Origin of the sequence: Luteimicrobium sp. NPDC057192 (assembly GCF_042670205.1) — a bacterium.
Lineage (GTDB): Bacteria > Actinomycetota > Actinomycetes > Actinomycetales > Cellulomonadaceae > Luteimicrobium.
In genome coordinates, this window is sequence record NZ_JBHUWD010000011.1 from 72,174 (window position 1) to 90,012 (window position 17,839).

Annotated in this window: 18 protein-coding genes; 8 read left to right on the forward strand and 10 right to left on the reverse strand. The window is 73.7% G+C overall.

The genetic code is table 11. The annotated features are described in order from the left end of the window. Nucleotides 1-2: 2 nt before the first annotated feature. A complete protein-coding gene (locus ACFT5B_RS07690) occupies nt 3-596 on the reverse strand; it encodes a TetR/AcrR family transcriptional regulator (protein WP_386797400.1) in 594 nt (197 codons plus the stop codon). Between the two features lie 82 nt (nt 597-678). On the opposite strand from ACFT5B_RS07690, the gene ACFT5B_RS07695 reads away from it, so the two are divergent. Further along, a complete protein-coding gene (locus ACFT5B_RS07695; RefSeq protein ID WP_386797401.1) occupies nt 679-1,623 on the forward strand; it encodes an aldo/keto reductase in 945 nt (314 codons plus the stop codon). Here the strand turns inward: ACFT5B_RS07695 and ACFT5B_RS07700 are convergent. From ACFT5B_RS07700 to ACFT5B_RS07710, 3 genes are all read right to left on the reverse strand, one after another. Then, nucleotides 1,620-2,864 (reverse strand): RNA polymerase sigma factor, encoded by a 1,245-nt coding sequence (locus ACFT5B_RS07700; protein WP_386797402.1) that lies wholly within the window; start codon nt 2,862-2,864, stop codon nt 1,620-1,622. The two genes, ACFT5B_RS07695 and ACFT5B_RS07700, sit on opposite strands and share 4 nt — an antisense overlap. Before the next feature lie 12 nt (nt 2,865-2,876). Next, nucleotides 2,877-3,245, reverse strand: coding sequence for a YciI family protein (locus tag ACFT5B_RS07705; RefSeq protein ID WP_386797403.1), 369 nt, complete (start codon nt 3,243-3,245; stop codon nt 2,877-2,879). A gap of 81 nt (nt 3,246-3,326) precedes the next feature. Continuing rightward, nucleotides 3,327-4,352: a 4-hydroxy-3-methylbut-2-enyl diphosphate reductase gene (locus ACFT5B_RS07710; RefSeq protein ID WP_386797404.1), complete on the reverse strand. Its 1,026-nt coding sequence runs from the start codon at nt 4,350-4,352 to the stop codon at nt 3,327-3,329. A 207-nt stretch (nt 4,353-4,559) separates the two neighbouring features. Between ACFT5B_RS07710 and xseA the strand changes: the two genes are divergently transcribed. The 3 genes from xseA to ACFT5B_RS07725 are packed head-to-tail and all read left to right on the forward strand — an operon-like array spanning nt 4,560 to nt 7,092. Then, nucleotides 4,560-5,882, forward strand: coding sequence for an exodeoxyribonuclease VII large subunit (gene xseA, locus ACFT5B_RS07715; RefSeq protein WP_386797420.1), 1,323 nt, complete (start codon nt 4,560-4,562; stop codon nt 5,880-5,882). Next, on the forward strand, nt 5,879-6,157 hold the full coding sequence (locus ACFT5B_RS07720; protein WP_386797405.1) for an exodeoxyribonuclease VII small subunit: 279 nt from the start codon (nt 5,879-5,881) through the stop codon (nt 6,155-6,157). Before xseA ends, ACFT5B_RS07720 begins: the two co-directional genes overlap by 4 nt. Then, nucleotides 6,154-7,092 carry a carbohydrate kinase gene (locus ACFT5B_RS07725; protein WP_386797406.1) on the forward strand — a complete coding sequence of 313 codons (939 nt, stop codon included), beginning with the start codon at nt 6,154-6,156 and terminating at the stop codon, nt 7,090-7,092. Before ACFT5B_RS07720 ends, ACFT5B_RS07725 begins: the two co-directional genes overlap by 4 nt. Nucleotides 7,093-7,117: 25 nt before the next feature. Here the strand turns inward: ACFT5B_RS07725 and ACFT5B_RS07730 are convergent, their stop codons facing one another. From ACFT5B_RS07730 to ACFT5B_RS07745, 4 genes are read right to left on the reverse strand one after another with little or no spacing between them, the layout of a single operon-like run. Beyond that, nucleotides 7,118-8,377: an ABC transporter ATP-binding protein gene (locus ACFT5B_RS07730; protein WP_386797407.1), complete on the reverse strand. Its 1,260-nt coding sequence runs from the start codon at nt 8,375-8,377 to the stop codon at nt 7,118-7,120. Nucleotides 8,378-8,429: 52 nt separating this feature from the next. Next, nucleotides 8,430-9,281: a carbohydrate ABC transporter permease gene (locus tag ACFT5B_RS07735; protein ID WP_386797408.1), complete on the reverse strand. Its 852-nt coding sequence runs from the start codon at nt 9,279-9,281 to the stop codon at nt 8,430-8,432. Continuing rightward, a complete protein-coding gene (locus ACFT5B_RS07740; RefSeq protein ID WP_386797409.1) occupies nt 9,281-10,258 on the reverse strand; it encodes a carbohydrate ABC transporter permease in 978 nt (325 codons plus the stop codon). The genes ACFT5B_RS07735 and ACFT5B_RS07740 overlap by 1 nt, the downstream gene beginning before the upstream one ends. Beyond that, on the reverse strand, nt 10,255-11,520 hold the full coding sequence (locus ACFT5B_RS07745) for an extracellular solute-binding protein (protein WP_386797410.1): 1,266 nt from the start codon (nt 11,518-11,520) through the stop codon (nt 10,255-10,257). Before ACFT5B_RS07745 ends, ACFT5B_RS07740 begins: the two co-directional genes overlap by 4 nt. Before the next feature lie 158 nt (nt 11,521-11,678). Here ACFT5B_RS07745 and ACFT5B_RS07750 point away from each other — a divergent pair, with 158 nt between their 5' ends. From ACFT5B_RS07750 to ACFT5B_RS07760, 3 genes are all read left to right on the forward strand, one after another. Further along, a complete protein-coding gene (locus ACFT5B_RS07750; RefSeq protein WP_386797411.1) occupies nt 11,679-12,317 on the forward strand; it encodes a carbonic anhydrase in 639 nt (212 codons plus the stop codon). Then, complete coding sequence (locus tag ACFT5B_RS07755) at nt 12,317-13,135, forward strand: TrmH family RNA methyltransferase (protein ID WP_386797412.1); 819 nt, start codon at nt 12,317-12,319, stop codon at nt 13,133-13,135. The genes ACFT5B_RS07750 and ACFT5B_RS07755 overlap by 1 nt, the downstream gene beginning before the upstream one ends. Nucleotides 13,136-13,199: 64 nt before the next feature. Then, on the forward strand, nt 13,200-14,645 hold the full coding sequence (locus ACFT5B_RS07760; RefSeq protein ID WP_386797413.1) for a class II fumarate hydratase: 1,446 nt from the start codon (nt 13,200-13,202) through the stop codon (nt 14,643-14,645). A gap of 305 nt (nt 14,646-14,950) precedes the next feature. Here the strand turns inward: ACFT5B_RS07760 and ACFT5B_RS07765 are convergent, their stop codons facing one another. Beyond that, on the reverse strand, nt 14,951-15,463 hold the full coding sequence (locus ACFT5B_RS07765; protein ID WP_386797414.1) for a MarR family winged helix-turn-helix transcriptional regulator: 513 nt from the start codon (nt 15,461-15,463) through the stop codon (nt 14,951-14,953). Between the two features lie 72 nt (nt 15,464-15,535). Between ACFT5B_RS07765 and ACFT5B_RS07770 the strand changes: the two genes are divergently transcribed. Continuing rightward, on the forward strand, nt 15,536-16,669 hold the full coding sequence (locus ACFT5B_RS07770) for an FUSC family protein (protein ID WP_386797415.1): 1,134 nt from the start codon (nt 15,536-15,538) through the stop codon (nt 16,667-16,669). Here the strand turns inward: ACFT5B_RS07770 and ACFT5B_RS07775 are convergent. Then, entirely contained in the window at nt 16,666-17,730 is a 1,065-nt protein-coding gene (locus ACFT5B_RS07775) for a GNAT family N-acetyltransferase (protein WP_386797416.1), read from the reverse strand. The genes ACFT5B_RS07770 and ACFT5B_RS07775 overlap by 4 nt on opposite strands. Nucleotides 17,731-17,839 lie beyond the last annotated feature (109 nt).

Below are 17,839 nucleotides of genomic sequence, written 5' to 3' on the forward strand. Positions count from 1 at the left end.
CGTCAGCGCGCCCGCAGGCCCTCGACCAGCAGGTCGAGGAGCCGGCCGATCTGCGCCTGGTCGGGCACGTCGCGGGTCACGAGGAGCAGGCCGACCATCGCGGTCGTGACGTCCTCGGCGTCGAGCCCCGGTCGCAGCACGCCCGCCTCCGCACCGTCGCGGAGGAACGCCCCGATCACCTCGACGACGCGCTCACGCGTGCGCGCCGCCTCGGCGGCCCCGGCGAGCGCCCCGGCACGGAGCGACTCCGCGAGGTCGTGCTTCGTCGCGATGAAGCCGGCATAGCGGTGCATCCAGGCGCGCAGCGCGTCGCCCGCGGGCAGGTCGGCCCGGGCGCGCCCGGCCGCCTCGAGCACCGACTCGAGCTCCGCGACGTAGACCGCCGCGACGAGGTCCTCCCGGCTCGGGAAGTGCCGGTACAGCGTCCCGATCCCCACGCCCGCCGTGCGCGCGACCGCGTCGAGCGTCAGCTTCTCGCCGGCCCCGAGGGTCTCGCGGGCGGCGTCGAGCAGCGCGGCACGGTTGCGCGCGGCATCTGCCCGTGGGCGACGTCCCGCGGGCGGACGCGCAGCGGTCGTGTCGTCGGGTACTGACAAAGCGGAGGACCCTCCGTATAGTTGAGAGAAGCGGAGGTTCCTCCGCTTGTCCACGATCCTACCGACTTCGGGAGCGTTCCGTATGAGCGACACCACCCGCCGCGACCCCGCGGCACCGACGACGTTCGAGCTGGCGGGACGGCCGGTCAGGAGGGTCGGCTACGGCGCCATGGGACTCGAGCGCCTCGCGGACGACCCTGCCACGGCCGTCCACCTGCTGCGCGAGGTCGTCGCGAGCGGCGTGAACCACGTCGACACCGCCGACTTCTACGGCGACAGCACGGCGAACACCTTCCTCCGCGAGGCGCTCCGCCCCGACGACGACGTCGTCGTGGCCACGAAGATCGGCGCGGTCCGCGCGACGTCGGGTCCCGTCCCGCTCCGGTCCGCGCAACGACCGGCCGAGCTCCGCGCCGCCGTCGAGGACAACCTGCGCAGCCTCGGACGCGACCGGCTCGACCTCGTCTACCTGCGGCGCCTCGACGTGCGCCCCGGGCTCGTCGCGGAGGGCGACCAGATCGTCCCGGTCGAGGACCAGCTCGCCGAGCTGGTGGCGCTCCGCGACGCCGGCGTCGTCGGCGCGATCGGCCTGAGCGCGGTCTCCGAGGAGGTGCTGCGCGCCGCGCTCCCGGCCGGGATCGTCGCCGTGCAGAACGGCTACAACGTCCTCGCGCGCGAGTCCGAGCCGATGCTCGACCTGGCCCGGCGCGAGGGTATCGCCTGGGTGCCGTTCTTCCCGCTCGGCTCGGGCTTCGCCGACCTGCCGAAGGTCGTCGAGCAGCCCGAGGTGACCGCCGCGGCCACCCGCCTCGGCGCGACACCCGCCCAGGTCGGGCTCGCCTGGCTCCTGCACCACGCCCCGAACACCCTGCTCATCCCCGGCACCAGGAGCAGCGTGCATCTCGCCGAGAACCTCGCAGCAGCGGACCTGGCGCTCGACGACCTCGCCCTCCGCGAGCTCGACGGTCTCTACGACGCACGGTTCGGCGACGCGGCCTGGTCGAGGGAGCGCCGGGGGCGGTCCTAGACCAGCCGGCCTTCGACGTCGCGGAGGCGCTGTTCGAGGAACTGCCGCTCCGCGCCGTTCGCGGTGAGCACCAGTGCCTCCTCGTACGCCGCGCGGGCGGCAGCCCAGAGCCCCAGACGGCGCAGGAAGTCCGCCCGCGCGGCGCTGAGGTACCCGTAGCCCGCGAGGGCGGGCTCCCCTGCCACCGCGTCGAGGGCCGCGAGCCCCGCCCGCGGGCCGTCCCGCAGCCCGAGCGCGACGGCCCGGTTCAGCTCGACGACGGGCGACGGCCAGCGCGCGAGCAGCACGTCGTACAGCCCGACGATCTCGTCCCAGTCCGTGTCCTCCCACGTGGGAGCCTCCGCGTGCACGGCGGCGATCGCCGCCTCGACCGCGTACCGGTGCGGCTCGCCGCCGCCCAGCGCGTGCGCCAGCAGTGCCGTGCCCTCCTCGACCTGGTCACGCCGCCAGAGGCCGCGGTCCTGGTCGGCGAGCAGCACGAGCCGGCCGTCGTCGTCCTCGCGGGCAGCGCGGCGCGCGTCGACGAGCAGGAACAGGGCGAGGAGGCCGGCGACCTGGCGCTCGGCCGGCAGGAGGTGGTGCAGGGTGCGCGCCTGCCGGACCGCGGCGTCGACGAGCTCGGCCCGGACGAGCCGCTCCCCCGACGGTGCGGCGTGGCCTGCGGTGAACACCAGGTGGAGCACCTCGCACACGGCCCCGACCCGAGCGGGGAGGTCCTCCCGGGACGGGACCCGGTACGGGATGCGGGCGGCGGCGATCTTCTTCTTCGCTCGCGTGAGGCGCGCCGCCATGGTCGCCTCCCGCACGAGGAAGGCGCGTGCCACGTCGGCCGTCGCGAGCCCGCACACGAGCCGCAGCGTCAGCGCGACCTGGGCGTCCCGGGCGAGCGCGGGGTGGCAGCAGGTGAACACGAGCCGGAGGGTGTCGTCGGGCACGACCGGCGGCTCCTCGAGCGCGTCGGGACCGGGGGCGACGTCGTCGACGACAAGCAGGGGCAGCGCGCGCCGCCAGGCGGCGCTCCGGCGCAGCACGTCACGAGCCCGGTTGGACGCGACCGTCACGAGCCAGCCGCGCGGACGATCCGGGACGCCGACCCGGGGCCACGTCTCGAGCGCCTTCGTGAACGCGTCCTGGGCGCACTCCTCGGCGAGGTCGAGGTCGCGCGTGACTCGCACCGTCGCGGCGACGACGGCCGCCCAGTCGGAACGGTGCGCGGCCTCGACCTCGCCGTGGACGTCCATCGTGGGCCCGGTTCAGCCGTGGTCCACGAGCGGATGGACCTGGACACCGCTGTGGTCGTGGGTCACCTCGGCGAGCCCGGCGGCCAGGTCGAGCGCCGCGTCCAGGTCGGGGACGTCCACGACGTAGAAGCCGCCGAGGACCTCCTTGGACTCCAGGAAGGGCCCGTCCGTGATGCTCGGCCCGTCGCCGTCGTCCCCGAGCGGGCGCGCCCGCAGGGTCGTCGCGGTGCTCGTCGGCTCGAGCTCGCCGGACGCGAGGATGCTGCTCCCGGCGCGCCCCCAGAACTGCCGGTGACCCTCGTCGATCTCGGCGCGCTCGGCGTCCGTCATCGTCTCCCAGCGCTGCTCGTCGCCGTAGATGAGGAGCAGGTACTTGGCCATCGTCGCTTCCTTCCGCCCGGCCCCCGGCGGGGGCGCTCATGAGAGACGACGAAGTCGGAGCGGCCGGATCGACAGCCGCGGTCAGCTCGGCTGAAGACCCAGGGTCTTCCGGCCGCCACGGACGGGCCGCCCGGCGGCCTCGGCCCCCTCGAGGTCCGCGCGCAGCTCGCGCGGGAGGGAGAACATGAGGTCCTCGGTCGCGGTGCGGACCTCCTCGACCTCCCCGTAGCCGCGCTCCGCGAGGTAGGTGAGCACGTCCTGGACGAGGATCTCCGGCACCGACGCGCCGGACGTGACGCCGACGGTCGTGACGCCGTCGAGCCACGCCGGGTCGATCTCGGCCGCGCGGTCGATGCGGTACGACGCACGCGCCCCGGCCTCGAGCGCGACCTCGACGAGCCGGACCGAGTTCGACGAGTTCGCCGAGCCGACGACGATCACGAGGTCGGCCTCGGGCGCGAGCTTCTTCACGGCGACCTGACGGTTCTGGGTCGCGTAGCAGATGTCGTCGCTGGGCGGGTCCTGCAGGGTCGGGAACTTCTCGCGCAGGCGCCGGACGGTCTCCATCGTCTCGTCGACGGACAGGGTCGTCTGGGAGATCCAGATCACCTTGTCCGGATCGCGGACGGTGACCTGGTCGACGTCGTCGGGCGAGTTGACGACCTGGATGTGCTCGGGTGCCTCGCCCGCCGTGCCCTCGACCTCCTCGTGGCCCGTGTGGCCGATGAGGAGGATGTCGAAGTCGTCGCGCGCGAACCGGACCGCCTCGCGGTGGACCTTGGTGACGAGCGGGCACGTGGCGTCGATGGTCTCGAGCCGGCGGGCGGTCGCAGCCTCGCGGACCGCGGGCGAGACACCGTGCGCCGAGAACACGACGCGCGCACCCTCGGGAACCTCGTCCGTGTCGTCGACGAAGACCGCACCCCGCTCCGACAGCGTCGCCACGACGTGCTTGTTGTGGACGATCTCCTTGCGCACGTACACCGGCGCGCCGTAGTGCTCGAGTGCCTTCTCGACGGCGACGACGGCGCGGTCCACGCCCGCGCAGTAGCCGCGCGGGGCGGCGAGCAGGACGCGGCGGGTCGGCGCAGCGGTGGTGGTGGTCACGGGCTCGAGTCTAGGCGAGAGGGCGCCTCCGGCCCCGAGACGAGGGTCACGTCCGCGACACCGCCACAGGTCCTCCGCGTCACCGTCGGCGAACGCAGCGTCACCGTCGGCGAACGCAGCGTCACCGTCGGCGAACGCAGCGTCACCGTCGGCGAACGCGGCGTCACCGTCGGCGAACGGGGGGAGCGGGTGGGACGTGTCGGCGGGATGGGGCAGGGTGGACCTGTGACCGACCTGCCAGCACGTGCACTCGACACGAGCGCGGAGCACCCGTGGCCCGTGCGGCTGCTGTCGAGCAAGATCGCGGCCTACGTGGACCGCATGTCGCCCGTGTGGGTCGAGGGCCAAGTCGTCCAGCTCAACCGCCGGCCCGGCTCGGGCTACTGCTTCCTCACGCTCCGCGACACCGAGGCAGACGCCTCGCTGCCGGTGTCGATGCTCGCCCGCGTGCTCGACGTGCCGGGTGACGCGGTGCACGAGGGCGCGCACGTCGTCGTGCAGGCGAAGCCCACGTTCTGGACCAAGCGCGGGACCCTCCAGCTCCAGGCGTCCGCGATCCGCGCGGTCGGGGTGGGCGAGCTGCTGGCGCGCATCGAGCACCTCAAGCGCATCCTCGCCGCGGAGGGCCTGTTCGACGCGGACCGCAAGGTCGCGCTGCCCTTCCTGCCCGCCGTCGTGGGCCTGGTCTGCGGACGCGAGTCGAAGGCCGAGCACGACGTCGTCGTGAACGCCCGCGCCCGCTGGCCGCAGGTGCGGTTCGAGATCCGCGAGGTCGCCGTGCAGGGACAGGGCGCGGTGCCGCAGGTCACGGCCGCGATCGCGGAGCTCGACGCACGGCCCGACGTCGAGGTGATCGTCGTGGCGCGCGGTGGCGGCGCCGTCGAGGACCTGCTGCCGTTCAGCAACGAGACGCTCGTCCGCGCGGTGGCGGCCTGCCGGACGCCGCTCGTGAGCGCGATCGGTCACGAGACGGACGCGCCGCTGCTCGACCTGGTCGCCGACTATCGCGCGTCGACCCCGACGGACGCGGCCAAGCGCATCGTCCCGGACGTCCGCGAGGAGCGGCAGCGGCTCCAGCAGGCGCGCCTGCGCCTGCGGGGCGCGGTGCGGGCACGGCTCGGGCACGAGGACGAGCGCCTCGCCGCGATCCGTTCGCGTCCCGTCCTGGCTCGCCCCGAGACGATGGTCGAGGTCCGCGCGGTCGAGGTCGAGCGGCTCCGCGCCTCGGGCCGGCGGGCGCTCGACGCCGCGCTCGTGCGTGGGGCGGGCGAAGTCGGGCGGCTGACCGCGCAGGTGCGCGCCCTCTCCCCTGCGGCGACGCTCGAGCGCGGGTACGCGGTCGTGCAGGGCCCGTCGGGCGGGGTCGTCCGCGCGCCCGACGACGTCGCCCCGGGCGACGCCCTGCGCGTCCGCGTCGCGGGCGGCGAGCTCGCGGCCGAGGTCTCCGCCGCCACGGCGTCGGGGCCGGCGCCCACGCCTCGGACGAACCGCCGGAAGAAGCCCGATCGTGTGGAAGGATCGCTCGCGTGAGCACCGCAGCACCCAGACCTTCAGTTGACAACGCTGTCACGGCCTTGAGCTACGAAGAGGCCCGCGACCAGCTCGTCGACGTCGTCTCCCGGCTCGAGGCCGGCGCCGCCACCCTCGAGGAGTCCCTCGCGCTCTGGGAGCGCGGCGAGGCCCTCGCGGACCGCTGCCAGCAGTGGCTCGACGGCGCCCGCGAACGCCTCGAGGCCGCGCGCGGCGCCGGCCAGGCGGACAGCGGCGACGCGGACGCCGACGAGGACGACGAGGTGTCCCTGTGACCGGCGCAGTCGCGGGCGACGCGCTCGTCGTCGGCGAGGCGCTCATCGACGTCGTGCACCGCGCGGACGGCACGGTCGACGTGCATCCCGGCGGCAGCCCGGCGAACGTCGCGCTCACGCTGGGCCGGCTCGGACGCCCGGCGCGCCTGCTCACGTCGTTCGGCACGGACGCCTACGGCGACCGGATCCGGTCGTGGCTCCGCGGCTCGGACGTGAGCGTCGTCGACGGGTCCGACGGCGCCGCGCGCACCTCGGTCGCGACGGCTCGGCTCTCCGACACGGGCTCGGCGACGTACGAGTTCGAGCTCGAGTGGGCGATCCCGCCCGTCATGCTCGACCCGTCGGAGGCCGCGGTCGTCCACACGGGCTCGATCGGCGCGGTCCTCGAGCCCGGCGCGACGGGTGTGCTGTCCGTGCTCGACGCGCACCGCGCGCACGCGACCGTGACGTACGACCCGAACCTGCGGCCGTCGCTCATGGGCTCCGCGGCCGACGTCGCGCCGCGCGTCGAGGCGCTCGTCGGCCGGTCGGACGTCGTCAAGGTCTCCGACGAGGACCTCGCCTGGCTCGTGCCGGGCCGCGACCCCGTCGACGTCGCCCGCGGCTGGCTCGCGCAGGGCCCGGCGCTCGTCGTCGTGACGCTGGGCGGCGAGGGCGCGGTCGCCGTGTCCGCGCAGGGTGTCACGGGCGTCCCCGCGCAGCGCGTCGAGGTCGTCGACACGGTCGGCGCAGGCGACTCGTTCATGGGCGCGCTCATCGACGGCCTGTGGCACGAGGGCCTGCTCGGGGCCAGCAACCGGCCGGCGCTCCGCGCGATCTCGGGCGACGCCGTCGAGCGCGTCCTGTCACGCTGCGTGCACGTCGCAGCGATCACCGTCTCGCGGGCGGGCGCCAACCCGCCGCGGCGCGCTGAGCTCGAGGCCACCGAGCTCTAGCCCGGTACGTCGAAGGAGGGCACGGCTACGCGGCCGCGCCCTCCTTCGACGCGCGCGCCTTGGCGCGCTCGATCGACGCCTTGCGGTCCGCCTCGTTCTCCTCGTCGAGCCGGGTCGCCTCGGCCTCGTCGTACGTGAGGTTCGCGGTCGACTCGGGGTCGAAGACGAGCATCTTCGACGGGTCGAACCACAGGGACGCGGTGTCACCGTCGCGCACCCGCGACGCCGAGTCCAGGTTGACGACGAACTGGGTGCGCAGCGCCTCGGAGTCGAGCTGCCGCTCGAGCTCGGCCAGCTTGGCCTCGACCGCCTCGTGCGTCTGGAACGGGACGTAGGCGTACAGCTCGGAGCCGAGCCACTCGGTGACGTCGACGGCGGCGTCGAACTGGAACACGCCGTCGCGGGGCTGGGTGAGCTTCGCGTCCTCGAACGCCTCGGGCCGGATCCCGACGATCACGAGCGAGCGGTCCCCCGCCGCCCGCGCGATCCGGTCGGGCAGGTCGAACTCGCCGAACGGGAGGCGGATCTTGCCGTCGCCGAGCTCGCCGGGCAGGAAGTTCATGGGCGGGGACCCGATGAACCCCGCGACGAACAGGTTGACCGGCTGCTCGTAGAGGGCGCGGGGGCTCGCGACCTGCTGGAGCTCGCCGGCCGAGAGGACAGCGACCCGGTCCCCGAGCGTCATCGCCTCGGTCTGGTCGTGCGTGACGTAGACCGTGGTCGTCGCGAGCGAGCGCTGCAGCCGCGCGATCTCGGTGCGCATCTGCCCGCGCAGCTTCGCGTCGAGGTTGGACAGCGGCTCGTCGAACAGGAACGCCTGGGCGTTGCGGACGATCGCCCTGCCCATCGCGACGCGCTGCCTCTGGCCGCCGGACAGGTTGGCCGGCTTGCGGTCGAGGTGGTCGTTGAGCTCGAGCATGTCGGACGCCCGCTCGACGCGGCTCTTGATCTCCTCCTCACTGAACTCCCCGCGGTGCAGGCGCAGGGGGAACGCGATGTTCTCGCGCACCGTCAGGTGCGGGTAGAGCGCGTAGTTCTGGAACACCATCGCGAGGTTCCGGTCGCGCGGGGCCTTCTCGTTCATGCGCTCGCCGCCGATGAGGAGCTCGCCGTCGGTGATGTCCTCGAGGCCGACGATCATCCGCAGCAGCGTCGACTTCCCGCACCCGGACGGTCCGACGAGGATCATGAACTCGCCGTCGGCGATGTCCAGGCTGATGCCCTTCACCGCGAGGAAGCCGTCGCCGTACTCCTTGACGATGTTCTTGACGTCGATGGATGCCATCAGCGGACTCCTCGGGTGCGCGGGGCGGGAGCGGGGCGAGCGGTGCGGGCGGTCATCCCTTCACCGCCCCCTGGGTCAGGCCGGACACGATCTGGCGTTGGAAGAGGACGACGAGGATCACGACGGGCACCGTCACCACGACGGCGGCCGCCGAGATCGCACCCGTGGGCTGGTCGAAGTACGACGCGCCCGTGAAGAACGCGAGCGCGGCCGGCACCGGGCGGGCCCGGTCGGTGGACGTCAGCGAGATGCCGTAGACGAAGTCGTTCCACGCGATGAAGAACGCGATCAGCGCCGTCGTGAACACGCCCGGCGCGGCGAGCGGCACGATCGCCTTGCGGAACGCCTGCCACGGGGTGGCGCCGTCGACCTCGGCGGCCTGCTCGAGCTCCCACGGGATCTGGCGGAAGAAGGCGGCGAGCGTCCAGATGGAGATCGGCAGCGTGAGGGACAGGTACGGGATGATCAGACCGAGCCACGTGTCGTACAGGCCGATGTTGCGCCAGAGGTTGAACAGCGGCGTGACGATCGAGACCACCGGGAAGATCGAGACCGCGAGCGCCGTCGTGAGGATCAGGCGCTTGCCGGGGAAGTCGAGCCGGGCGATCGCGTAGGCGGCGAGCGTCGCGAGGACGACCGCGATGAAGGTCGAGATCAGGGAGATCCCCACGGAGTTCCGCAGGGCCGACAGGAAGAGCGTCTGGGCGCTGCCGCCGGACGAGAGGATCTGCTCGTAGTTCTCGGTGCTCCAGTGGGGCGGCAGGAACGTGCCCGAGTTGATCTCCGAGGACGACTTGAAGCTCGTCGCGATGATCGACGCGACGGGGAACAGCGCGAAGACGAGGACCACGACGGCGATGACCGTCCACCAGAACCGCTGCCGTGCGGTGAGTGCGGCGCGCATCAGGACTCCCCCCTCGCCCCGGCCAGGTCGACCTTGAAGAGCTTGATCGCGATGAAGCAGATGAGGACGACGCACAGGAACAGCAGCACCGAGACGGCGGCACCGAGGCCGATCTGGAGCTGGCTGATGGATTGTCGGTACGCGAGCAGGGAGAGCACCTCGGTGCCGTTCGCGCCCTTGGTCATGATGAAGACGTTGTCGAAGATGCGGAACGCGTCGAGCGCGCGGAACAGGACCGCGACCATGATCGCGGCCTTCATGTTGGGGATGATGACGCGCGAGAGGCGCTGCCAGGCGGTCGCGCCGTCGACCTCTGCGGCCTCCTCGAGGTCGCCCGGGACCTGGGCCAGGCCGGCGAGCAACAGCAGGCTGATGAACGGCGTGGTCTTCCAGACCTCGGACGCGATGATGACGAACAGCGACGTGCCGCGCTCCGCGAACCAGTTGAGGTCGGGGCTGATGCCGGGCACCCAGTCGAACCAGTGGTTGACGTACCCGGACGTGATGTCGAACGCGTAGAACCACGCGAACGCGGAGACGACGGTGATGATGCCGTACGGCACGAGGATCACCGTGCGCAGGAGCCCCTTGAGGCCCCGCACCGCGCGGTGCATGATCAGCGCGAGCGCGAAGCCCAGGATCAGCTCGATGATCACGGTGACGACGGTGATGAGGATCGTCGTCCAGAAGTCGGACCACCAGACCGGGTCGCTCAGGATCACCCAGTAGTTCCGCAGCCCGATGAACGCGCGGTCGTCGGGGGCGGTGAGCTGGTACCGGAACAGGGAGTCGTAGACGGCCTGCAGGATCGGGTACGCCGTCACGGCGAGCATGACGACGAACGCCGGCCCGGCCAGGTACCAGCCGAGGCGGGCCTCGGCCTTGGCGCGGTCGCTCGCCTTGACCTTGTGGTGCCCGGCGGCGCGCGGCCCCTCCGGGGTGTCCGGCGTCCGGGCGGGAACGGTGGCGGCGGTCATAGCAGTCGGTCCCCTCGCAGCACGGCGGTGATGAAGTCGGAGGACGTGCGTGGTGTCGTCGCCGGGTCGATCCGGCTCACGGGGTACCAGGTCTGCTGGAGCCCCGTGGACACCTGGTTGTAGAACGGCGACTTGGGCCGGGGCGCGGCGTCCTCGAGCGACTTCCGGATGAGCGCGTACATCGGGTACGCCTTCTGCACCTTCGGGTCGTCGTACGCCTTGAGGCTCGCGGCCGGGTTCCCGTCGGACACGAAGTACTGCGCCTGGTGCTCGGGCGACACGATGCACTGCGCGGCCTCGAACGCCAGGTCGACGTGCTTGCCGAACGCCCCGACGCCGAGGTTGATCCCGCCGTAGGGGGGCCGGGCCTGCTTGCCCTCCGTCGTCTGCGGGTACTCGGCCCAGCCGATGTCGTCGAGCACGGACTTGTCCAGGGCCTTGGACTGGACCGCAGTCTGCGTCGACGTCCAGACGAACGGCCAGTTCACCATGAACGACCCCTTGCCCCCCTGGAAGAGCGTGAGGGATGCGGGCTCGTCCTCGCTGGGCAGGCCGGGTCCGCCGACGCCCGACCTCCCGATGGTCGACATGATGGTCGCGGCGGCCTTGCCCTCCGGGGTGTCGAGCCCGAGCTTCGTGTCCGTGGCGGGCGCCTCCGGGTTGGTGATGATGTGCCCGCCGGCGGACTCGATGAGCGCGTTGATCCACACGGTGAGCGACTCGGCCTTGATGCCCTGCACCGCGAGGTACTTGTTCTCCTTCTTCGCGGCGTCGACGAGCTGGTCCCACGTCACGGGCTTCGTCATGTCGAGCCCCGCGGCCTTCGCGACGGACTTGCGGTACCAGAGCAGCTGCGTGTTGGACCAGAACGGGATCGCGACGATCTTGCCGCGCCACGTCGCCGAGTCGACCGCGCCCTTGGCGACGTCCTGCGTGGCCGCCGCCGCGACGTCGTCGGGCACGGGGGCCAGGAAGCCCGCCTCGGCCTGCTCCGCGACGAACACGGGGTCGAGACTCATGAGGTCGATCGACGAGTCGTGCGCCGCGAGGCGGCGGGCGAGCTGCTCGCGCTGCGACGCGGCGTCGCGCGGCAGGAGCTGCGTGGTGACCTTGTACTTCCCGCCCGACGCCTCGGTGCACTGCTGCGCGATCTTCGCCTGGCCCCCGTTGTCCGGGTTGATGTACCAGTTCAGGGTCGGGACGCCCGAGCCGGACGACGCGCACGCCGCGAGGGGCGCGACCACGCCCGCCGTGACGGCCATCGCCAGCCACCGTCGGCGGCTGAACCTCCTGTGCACCCTCACCACTCCCCCCGAGCGCGGCGCCCCGTCGCCCTCGTCGGCACGGTCCGGTCCTCTACCAGAGGTACACCCGGTGAGACGTCGCCGCACCCGAGGCGGCCGTGCGAGAAGATGGGCGCATGCGCACCCCCACCGAGTCCTGGTCCGCCCTGCGTGAAGGCAACGCCCGGTTCGTCCGGGACGAGATGGCGCATCCCTCGCAGGACACGACCAGGCGTCACGAGACCGCCCTCGCGCAGCACCCGTTCGCCGTGGTCTTCGGCTGCTCCGACTCGCGCGTCGCGTCCGAGCTGATCTTCGACCAGGGCCTCGGTGACCTCTTCGTGGTCCGCAACGCCGGGCACGTGGTCGACCCGGCGGTCCTCGGCTCCATCGAGTTCGGCGTCGAGCTGCTCGGCGCGAGCCTCGTGGTCGTGCTCGGGCACAGCTCGTGCGGCGCGGTCGCCGCCGCGGCCCGCACGCTGCGGACGGGCGAGGAGCCTCCCGGCTTCGTGCGCGCCGTCACCGACGGCGTCATCCCGTCGATCGTGGGCCTCACCGCGCAGGGCCCCGACGCGTTCGCGGCCATGGACGAGAAGGTCCTGCTGCGCGAGCACGTCCGGCACACCGTGAGCACGCTCCCGTCCTACTCGGCGGCGCTCCGCACCGCCGTGGACGAGGGCCGCTGCGCGATCGTGGGTGTCGAGTACGACCTGCGCGACGGCGAGGCACGGCTCGTGGCCGTCGCAGGCGACGTCGGCGAGGCCCCGGTCGCCTGATGCGCCGCGTCACCGTCCGCAACGCGACGTTCCAGCAGTGGGAGACGCTGCTGACGAACCGCACCAAGCGGCACCGCGCCGGTCACGTCCTCGTCCAGGGCGTGCGCCCGCTGACGCTCGCCGTCGAGGCGGGGCTGCCCGTACGCGAGTGGCTCGTCGACGGCGACCGCACCCTGTCCGCCTGGGCGAGCGAGCTGACCGCGCGCGTCCGGGCGCCGCGCTTCGCCGTCGCACCCGAGCTCATGCGCGAGCTCGGCGGCAAGGACGACGCCGCGCCCGAGGTGCTGGCCGTCGTCGGGCTGCCGGACGACGACCTCGCCCGCATCCCCGCCCGCGCCGCCGACGACGGCGCGCCCCTCCTCGCGGTCGCGCTCGACCGGCCGACCAGCCCGGGCAACGTGGGCACGGTCGCGCGGTCCGTCGACGCGTTCGGCGGGCACGGCGTCGTCGTGACCGGGCACGCCGCCGACCCGTACGACCCCAAGGCCGTCCGCGCGAGCACGGGCTCGGTGTTCGCGGTGCCGGTCGTGACGGCGGCGTCCGCGGAGGCGGTCGTCGACCGTTTCGACGCTGGCGCGCCCCTGCAGGTCGTCGGCACCGACGAGGCGGGCGACGTCGAGCTCGCCGACGTCGACCTCACGCTCCCCACGCTCGTCGTGACGGGCAACGAGACCCGCGGGCTCAGCGCGCAATGGCGCGACGCGTGCGACGTCGTCGCACGGATCCCCATGCGCGCGAGCGCCGCGAGCTCGCTCAACATGGCGAGCGCGACCGCCGTCGTCCTCTACGAGGCGCTGCGGCAGCGACCTTCTGTGTGACACCGCTCACACGGGGCTGGCCTGGGCCCGGGGGCACCCCGCGGGCTGCGGCACGATAGGAGGCATGACTTCCTCCACGACCACCCCGGGGCCCGACGACGCCGCCCCGGCCGGGCAGCCGGCGTACCGGATCGAGCACGACACGATGGGCGAGGTGCGCGTCCCCGCGGCCGCCCTCTACCGGGCCCAGACGCAGCGCGCCGTCGAGAACTTCCCCATCTCCGGCACCCCCCTCGAGCGCTCCCACATCGAGGCGCTCGCCCGCATCAAGAAGGCCGCCGCCCGCGCCAACGCCGAGCTCGGCGTCCTCGACCAGGACGTCGCCGACGCCATCGTCGCCGCCGCCGACGCTGTCGCGTCCGGGGTGCACGACGGCGAGTTCCCCGTCGACGTCTACCAGACGGGCTCCGGCACGTCGTCGAACATGAACACCAACGAGGTCCTCGCGACGCTCGCCACGCGCAGCCTCGGCAAGGACGTGCACCCCAACGACCACGTCAACGCGTCCCAGTCGTCCAACGACGTCTTCCCGACGTCGGTGCACGTCGCCGCCACCGCCGGCGTCGTCCGCGACCTCGTGCCCGCCCTCACCCACCTCGCCGAGGCCCTCGAGGCCAAGCGCGACCTCTGGGCCGGCGTCGTGAAGTCCGGCCGGACCCACCTCATGGACGCGACCCCCGTCACGCTCGGCCAGGAGTTCGGCGGGTACGCCGCCGCGATCCGCTACGGCATCGAGCGCGTCGAGTCCGCGCTCCCCCGCGTCGCCGAGGTCCCCCTCGGCGGGACCGCCGTCGGCACCGGCATCAACACCCCCGCCGGCTTCCCGCAGCGCGTCATCGCCCTCCTCGTCGAGGACACCGACCTGCCCCTCACCGAGGCCCGCGACCACTTCGAGGCCCAGGGCGCGCGCGACGGGCTCGTCGAGCTCTCCGGCGCACTGCGCACCATCGCCGTCAGCCTCACCAAGATCTGCAACGACCTGCGCTGGATGGGCTCCGGGCCCAACACCGGCCTCGGCGAGCTCGCCATCCCCGACCTCCAGCCCGGGTCGTCGATCATGCCCGGCAAGGTCAACCCCGTCATCCCCGAGGCCGTCCTCATGGTCGCGGCCCGCGTCGTCGGGAACGACGCCACCGTCGCCTGGGCCGGGGCCAGCGGGTCGTTCGAGCTCAACGTCCAGATCCCCGTCATCGCGCAGGGCGTCCTCGAGTCGCTCCGCCTCCTCACCAACGCCTCCCGCGTCCTCGCCGACAAGACCGTCGCGGGGCTCGAGGCCAACGTCGGCAAGGCCCGCGCCTACGCCGAGTCGTCGCCGTCGATCGTCACCCCGCTCAACCGCGTCATCGGGTACGAGGCCGCCGCCAAGGTCGCCAAGCACGCCGTCGCCTCGGGCGTCACCGTGCGGCAGGCCGTCCTCGACCTCGGGTTCGTCGAGCGCGGCGAGGTCACGCTCGAGCAGCTCGACGCAGCGCTCGACGTGCTGTCGATGACGCGTCCGCCGCGGGGCTGACCTCCCGCCTGTCGTCACCACCGGTCGGGGTGGGGCGGCACTGTCCCGGTCTTCCATCCGGCCCTCGTTCCTCGGGCCTCCCGCCAGACCCCCCACGACCGGGACAGTGCCGCCCCACCCCTCCCTCGTTCTGTCGGTCGCCTCCGCGCCGCTGCGGCTTCAAGCCCGCGTGGTTGCGTCCCGTCGTGCTGCTCTCGCGCCGCGCTGGGGTCGCGGACGACGCTCCGGCGGCGGTGCACGGCGGCCGAGGTTTCGACGCCGCCCGACGCCGTCGCCGTCGCCCTGGCACGCGTGCGTGCGTGCAGTCAGTACGACGCCGGGTCGAGCGTGCGCAGCACCGTGGCGAGCAGGCCGCCGAGGCGTTCCCGGTCTTCGGCGGAGAGCGCAGAGACGGCGGACGCCTCGCGGGCGATCTGCTCCGGGAAGAGGCGGTCGACGAGCGCGACGCCCGCCGGAGTCAGCGCCACGAGCACGCCCCGGCGGTCCCGTTCGGGGACCGTCCGCTCGACGAGGCCGTCGCGCTCGAGCCGGTCGAGGCGCTTGGTGATCGACGCCCCGGGGCTCTCGGTGACCGTCGTGATCTCGCGCGCCCGCAGCGGCCGGTCGGCACGGCGCAGCGCCGCGAGCAGCTCGAACTCCCCCCGGTTGAGGCCCTCGTCCTCGAGCGCGCGGTCGTTCGCGTGCCCGACGAGCGCGCCGATGCGCAGGACGCGCGCGACGACCTCCGCGGACGAGGTGTCGAGACCGGGGATCCGCTCGGCCCACTGGGCGCGCAGCCTGTCGACGTAGTCGTGGTGACCGTCCTCGCGAACCTCCATGTGACCAAGGATACGGTCGACTAGTTCCTTCACTAGTGAACTATCGGCGAAGGAAACGCTAGACTGACACCGATGACTCTCACCCCCACGCGCCCCACCGACCGCACCTCCCGCCCCGCCTCCTCCGTGCCCGGACCGGCCCCCACGTCCGCGCGGCACCACCTGCGCCGCACCTGGCAGGCGACGGTCACGGTGAACCCCGGGCACGGACGCGCCGACCTGGGCGTCGCCCTGCGCGCCGGGCTGACGGTCCTCGCCGCCCTCGCGCTCCTCGCCGCCGTCGGGCACCGCGAGCTCGCCGGGTTCGCGGCGCTCGGCGCGATCGTCGCCGTCTACGGGCGCCTCGCCGACCCGGTCGCGCGGCTCACCGTCGTCGGTGGCGCGGGCGTCCTGCAGGTCGCCACGATGGCCGTGGCGAGCGGCACGGGCTGGCTCGTCGCCACGACCGGGTCGGCATCGCTGGAAGCGTGGACCGTCCCGGTCGCCCTGGGGCTGATCGCGGCGTCGGCCTGCGCGGGCACGGCCTGGTTCCGGACCGGCCCGCCCGGACCGACCCTCGTGGTCTTCGCCGCGGCAGCCGGGCTCACCGCGCCGAGCAGCGCGGGCGGCATCGGCGCGCGAACCCTCGCCACGACCACCGGCGTCGTCCTCGCGCTCCTCGTCGCGGCCGTCCCCGCCGCCCGCGCCGCCGCCCGGCGGCTACGCGACGACGCTCCCCTGCTGCCCGCCCGGCCGCGCGTCCCCGCGTGGCACGCCGAGGCCGTCCGCACGGGCATCGGCTCGCTCGTCGGCGTGGTGCTCGCGCAGTCCGTCGGGCTGGGCCACCCAGGCTGGGCAGCGGTCGGCGCGACCGCCGTGCTGCAGGGCGTGTCCCGCAGCCACGTCGTCGTGCGGGCGCTGCACCGCGGCGCCGGCACCGCCGTCGGCGCCGTCCTCGCCTGGCTCGTCCTGGACGCGCACCTGTCGTTCTGGGTGCTCGCGATCGTCGTCGCGGCCCTCCAGGTCGTCACGGAGCTCATCGTCGTCCGCAACTACGCCGTCGCGATGCTCACCATCACCCCGATGGCCCTGCTCATGTCGTCGCTCGGCAGCACGGTCGACGCCGGGGCGCTCGCCGCCGACCGCGCCGTCGACACCCTCCTCGGCGTCGCCGTCGGCGTCGTGGTCGTCCTGCTCGTGCCGTTCCGGCAGCGCGCGACGTCCTAGGCGCCGCCGAGCCCGCGCTTGTAGAACGTCGCCGACGCCGCGTAACCGAGCGCCTCGTAGAAGCCGCCGGCCCGGCGCGACGCGAGCGACACGGAGGTGGCGCCGGCGTCGCGGGCCCAGTCCTCGGCGGCCCGCACGAGCGCCCGCCCCGTCCCGCTCCCCCGCCGGTCCTCGGCGACCATGACCTCCTGGACCCACGCGACCGGCCCGTCCGCGAAGAACGTGGCCTCGAGCTGCGCGAGCAGGTAGCCGACGACGACGCCGCCCTCCTCCGCGACCAGCACCCGCAGGTCCGGCCGCGCGACCGCAGCCCCGAACCCCCGTTCGAAGCCGGCGCGCGTCGGCGTGGCCGTGACCGCGAAGTCCGCGACGAGAGGCCAGACGGCGTCGATGTCCCGGCCTCGCGCCGCCCGGACGACGACCCCCGCGGGCCGCCCGGCGCCGACCACGCCCCCGCACGACGGCACGGGCCGGCTCCAGCGCGGGTCCCTGCGCGGGAAGGCGACGTGCACGTGCATGTCGTGGAAGCCGTCCTCGTGCAGCGCGGACGCACGCTTGACCCCCTCGAGCTCGAACCCCGAACGCTCCGCGACGCGGCACGACGCCAGGTTCCCGGCAGCGTGCTCGATCTCGAGCCGCCACAGCCCACCGTCCGCCGCCCACCGGACGACGGCCCCGACCGCCGCGACCGCCACCCCCCGCCCTCGGGCGGCCGGGGCCGTCCAGTACCCGAGCTCCGCGGTGCCGTCGCGGTCGTCGATGTCGCTCAGCGCGACCCGACCGACGAGCCGGCCCTGGGCATCCTCGACGGCCCAGTGCGCGCCGGTCCGGGCGCTCCACTCGCCCGTCCACCCGGCGATCAGCGCGCGCGCCTCGTCGTCGTCCACGAGGGTGCGGGCGTGCCAGCGCCGGACGTCCGGGTCGGCGTAGACCGCGCGGACCGCGGGGGCGTCGTCGGGCGTCCAGGGGCGGAGCCGCAGACCAGCGGTCTCGAGCCGCGGCGGCTCCGGCCCGTCGAACAGCGCGGCGGCGTCGAGGAACGGCCCGGGGAGGATCGGCATGCCGCGCAACCTACCGCGCCCGTTCGCCGTGCGAGAGCCACGCCTCGTGCCGAGCACAGGATCATGGCCCCGCCAGAACGGGATCCGCGCCCGTCAGCGCGAGCTGACG

Bases quoted from the DNA above. Each gene is read 5' to 3' on its own strand.
- ACFT5B_RS07775 (WP_386797416.1), bottom strand. From the start codon at position 17,730: ATGCCGATCCTCCCCGGGCCGTTCCTCGACGCCGCCGCGCTGTTCGAC.
- ACFT5B_RS07740 (WP_386797409.1), bottom strand. From the start codon at position 10,258: ATGACCGCCGCCACCGTTCCCGCCCGGACGCCGGACACCCCGGAGGGG.
- ACFT5B_RS07750 (WP_386797411.1), top strand. From the start codon at position 11,679: ATGCGCACCCCCACCGAGTCCTGGTCCGCCCTGCGTGAAGGCAACGCC.
- ACFT5B_RS07760 (WP_386797413.1), top strand. From the start codon at position 13,200: ATGACTTCCTCCACGACCACCCCGGGGCCCGACGACGCCGCCCCGGCC.
- ACFT5B_RS07730 (WP_386797407.1), bottom strand. From the start codon at position 8,377: ATGGCATCCATCGACGTCAAGAACATCGTCAAGGAGTACGGCGACGGC.
- ACFT5B_RS07755 (WP_386797412.1), top strand. From the start codon at position 12,317: ATGCGCCGCGTCACCGTCCGCAACGCGACGTTCCAGCAGTGGGAGACG.
- ACFT5B_RS07700 (WP_386797402.1), bottom strand. From the start codon at position 2,864: ATGGACGTCCACGGCGAGGTCGAGGCCGCGCACCGTTCCGACTGGGCG.
- ACFT5B_RS07770 (WP_386797415.1), top strand. From the start codon at position 15,536: ATGACTCTCACCCCCACGCGCCCCACCGACCGCACCTCCCGCCCCGCC.
- ACFT5B_RS07765 (WP_386797414.1), bottom strand. From the start codon at position 15,463: ATGGAGGTTCGCGAGGACGGTCACCACGACTACGTCGACAGGCTGCGC.
- ACFT5B_RS07735 (WP_386797408.1), bottom strand. From the start codon at position 9,281: ATGCGCGCCGCACTCACCGCACGGCAGCGGTTCTGGTGGACGGTCATC.
- ACFT5B_RS07745 (WP_386797410.1), bottom strand. From the start codon at position 11,520: ATGGCCGTCACGGCGGGCGTGGTCGCGCCCCTCGCGGCGTGCGCGTCG.
- ACFT5B_RS07705 (WP_386797403.1), bottom strand. From the start codon at position 3,245: ATGGCCAAGTACCTGCTCCTCATCTACGGCGACGAGCAGCGCTGGGAG.
- xseA (WP_386797420.1), top strand. From the start codon at position 4,560: ATGGGGCAGGGTGGACCTGTGACCGACCTGCCAGCACGTGCACTCGAC.
- ACFT5B_RS07695 (WP_386797401.1), top strand. From the start codon at position 679: ATGAGCGACACCACCCGCCGCGACCCCGCGGCACCGACGACGTTCGAG.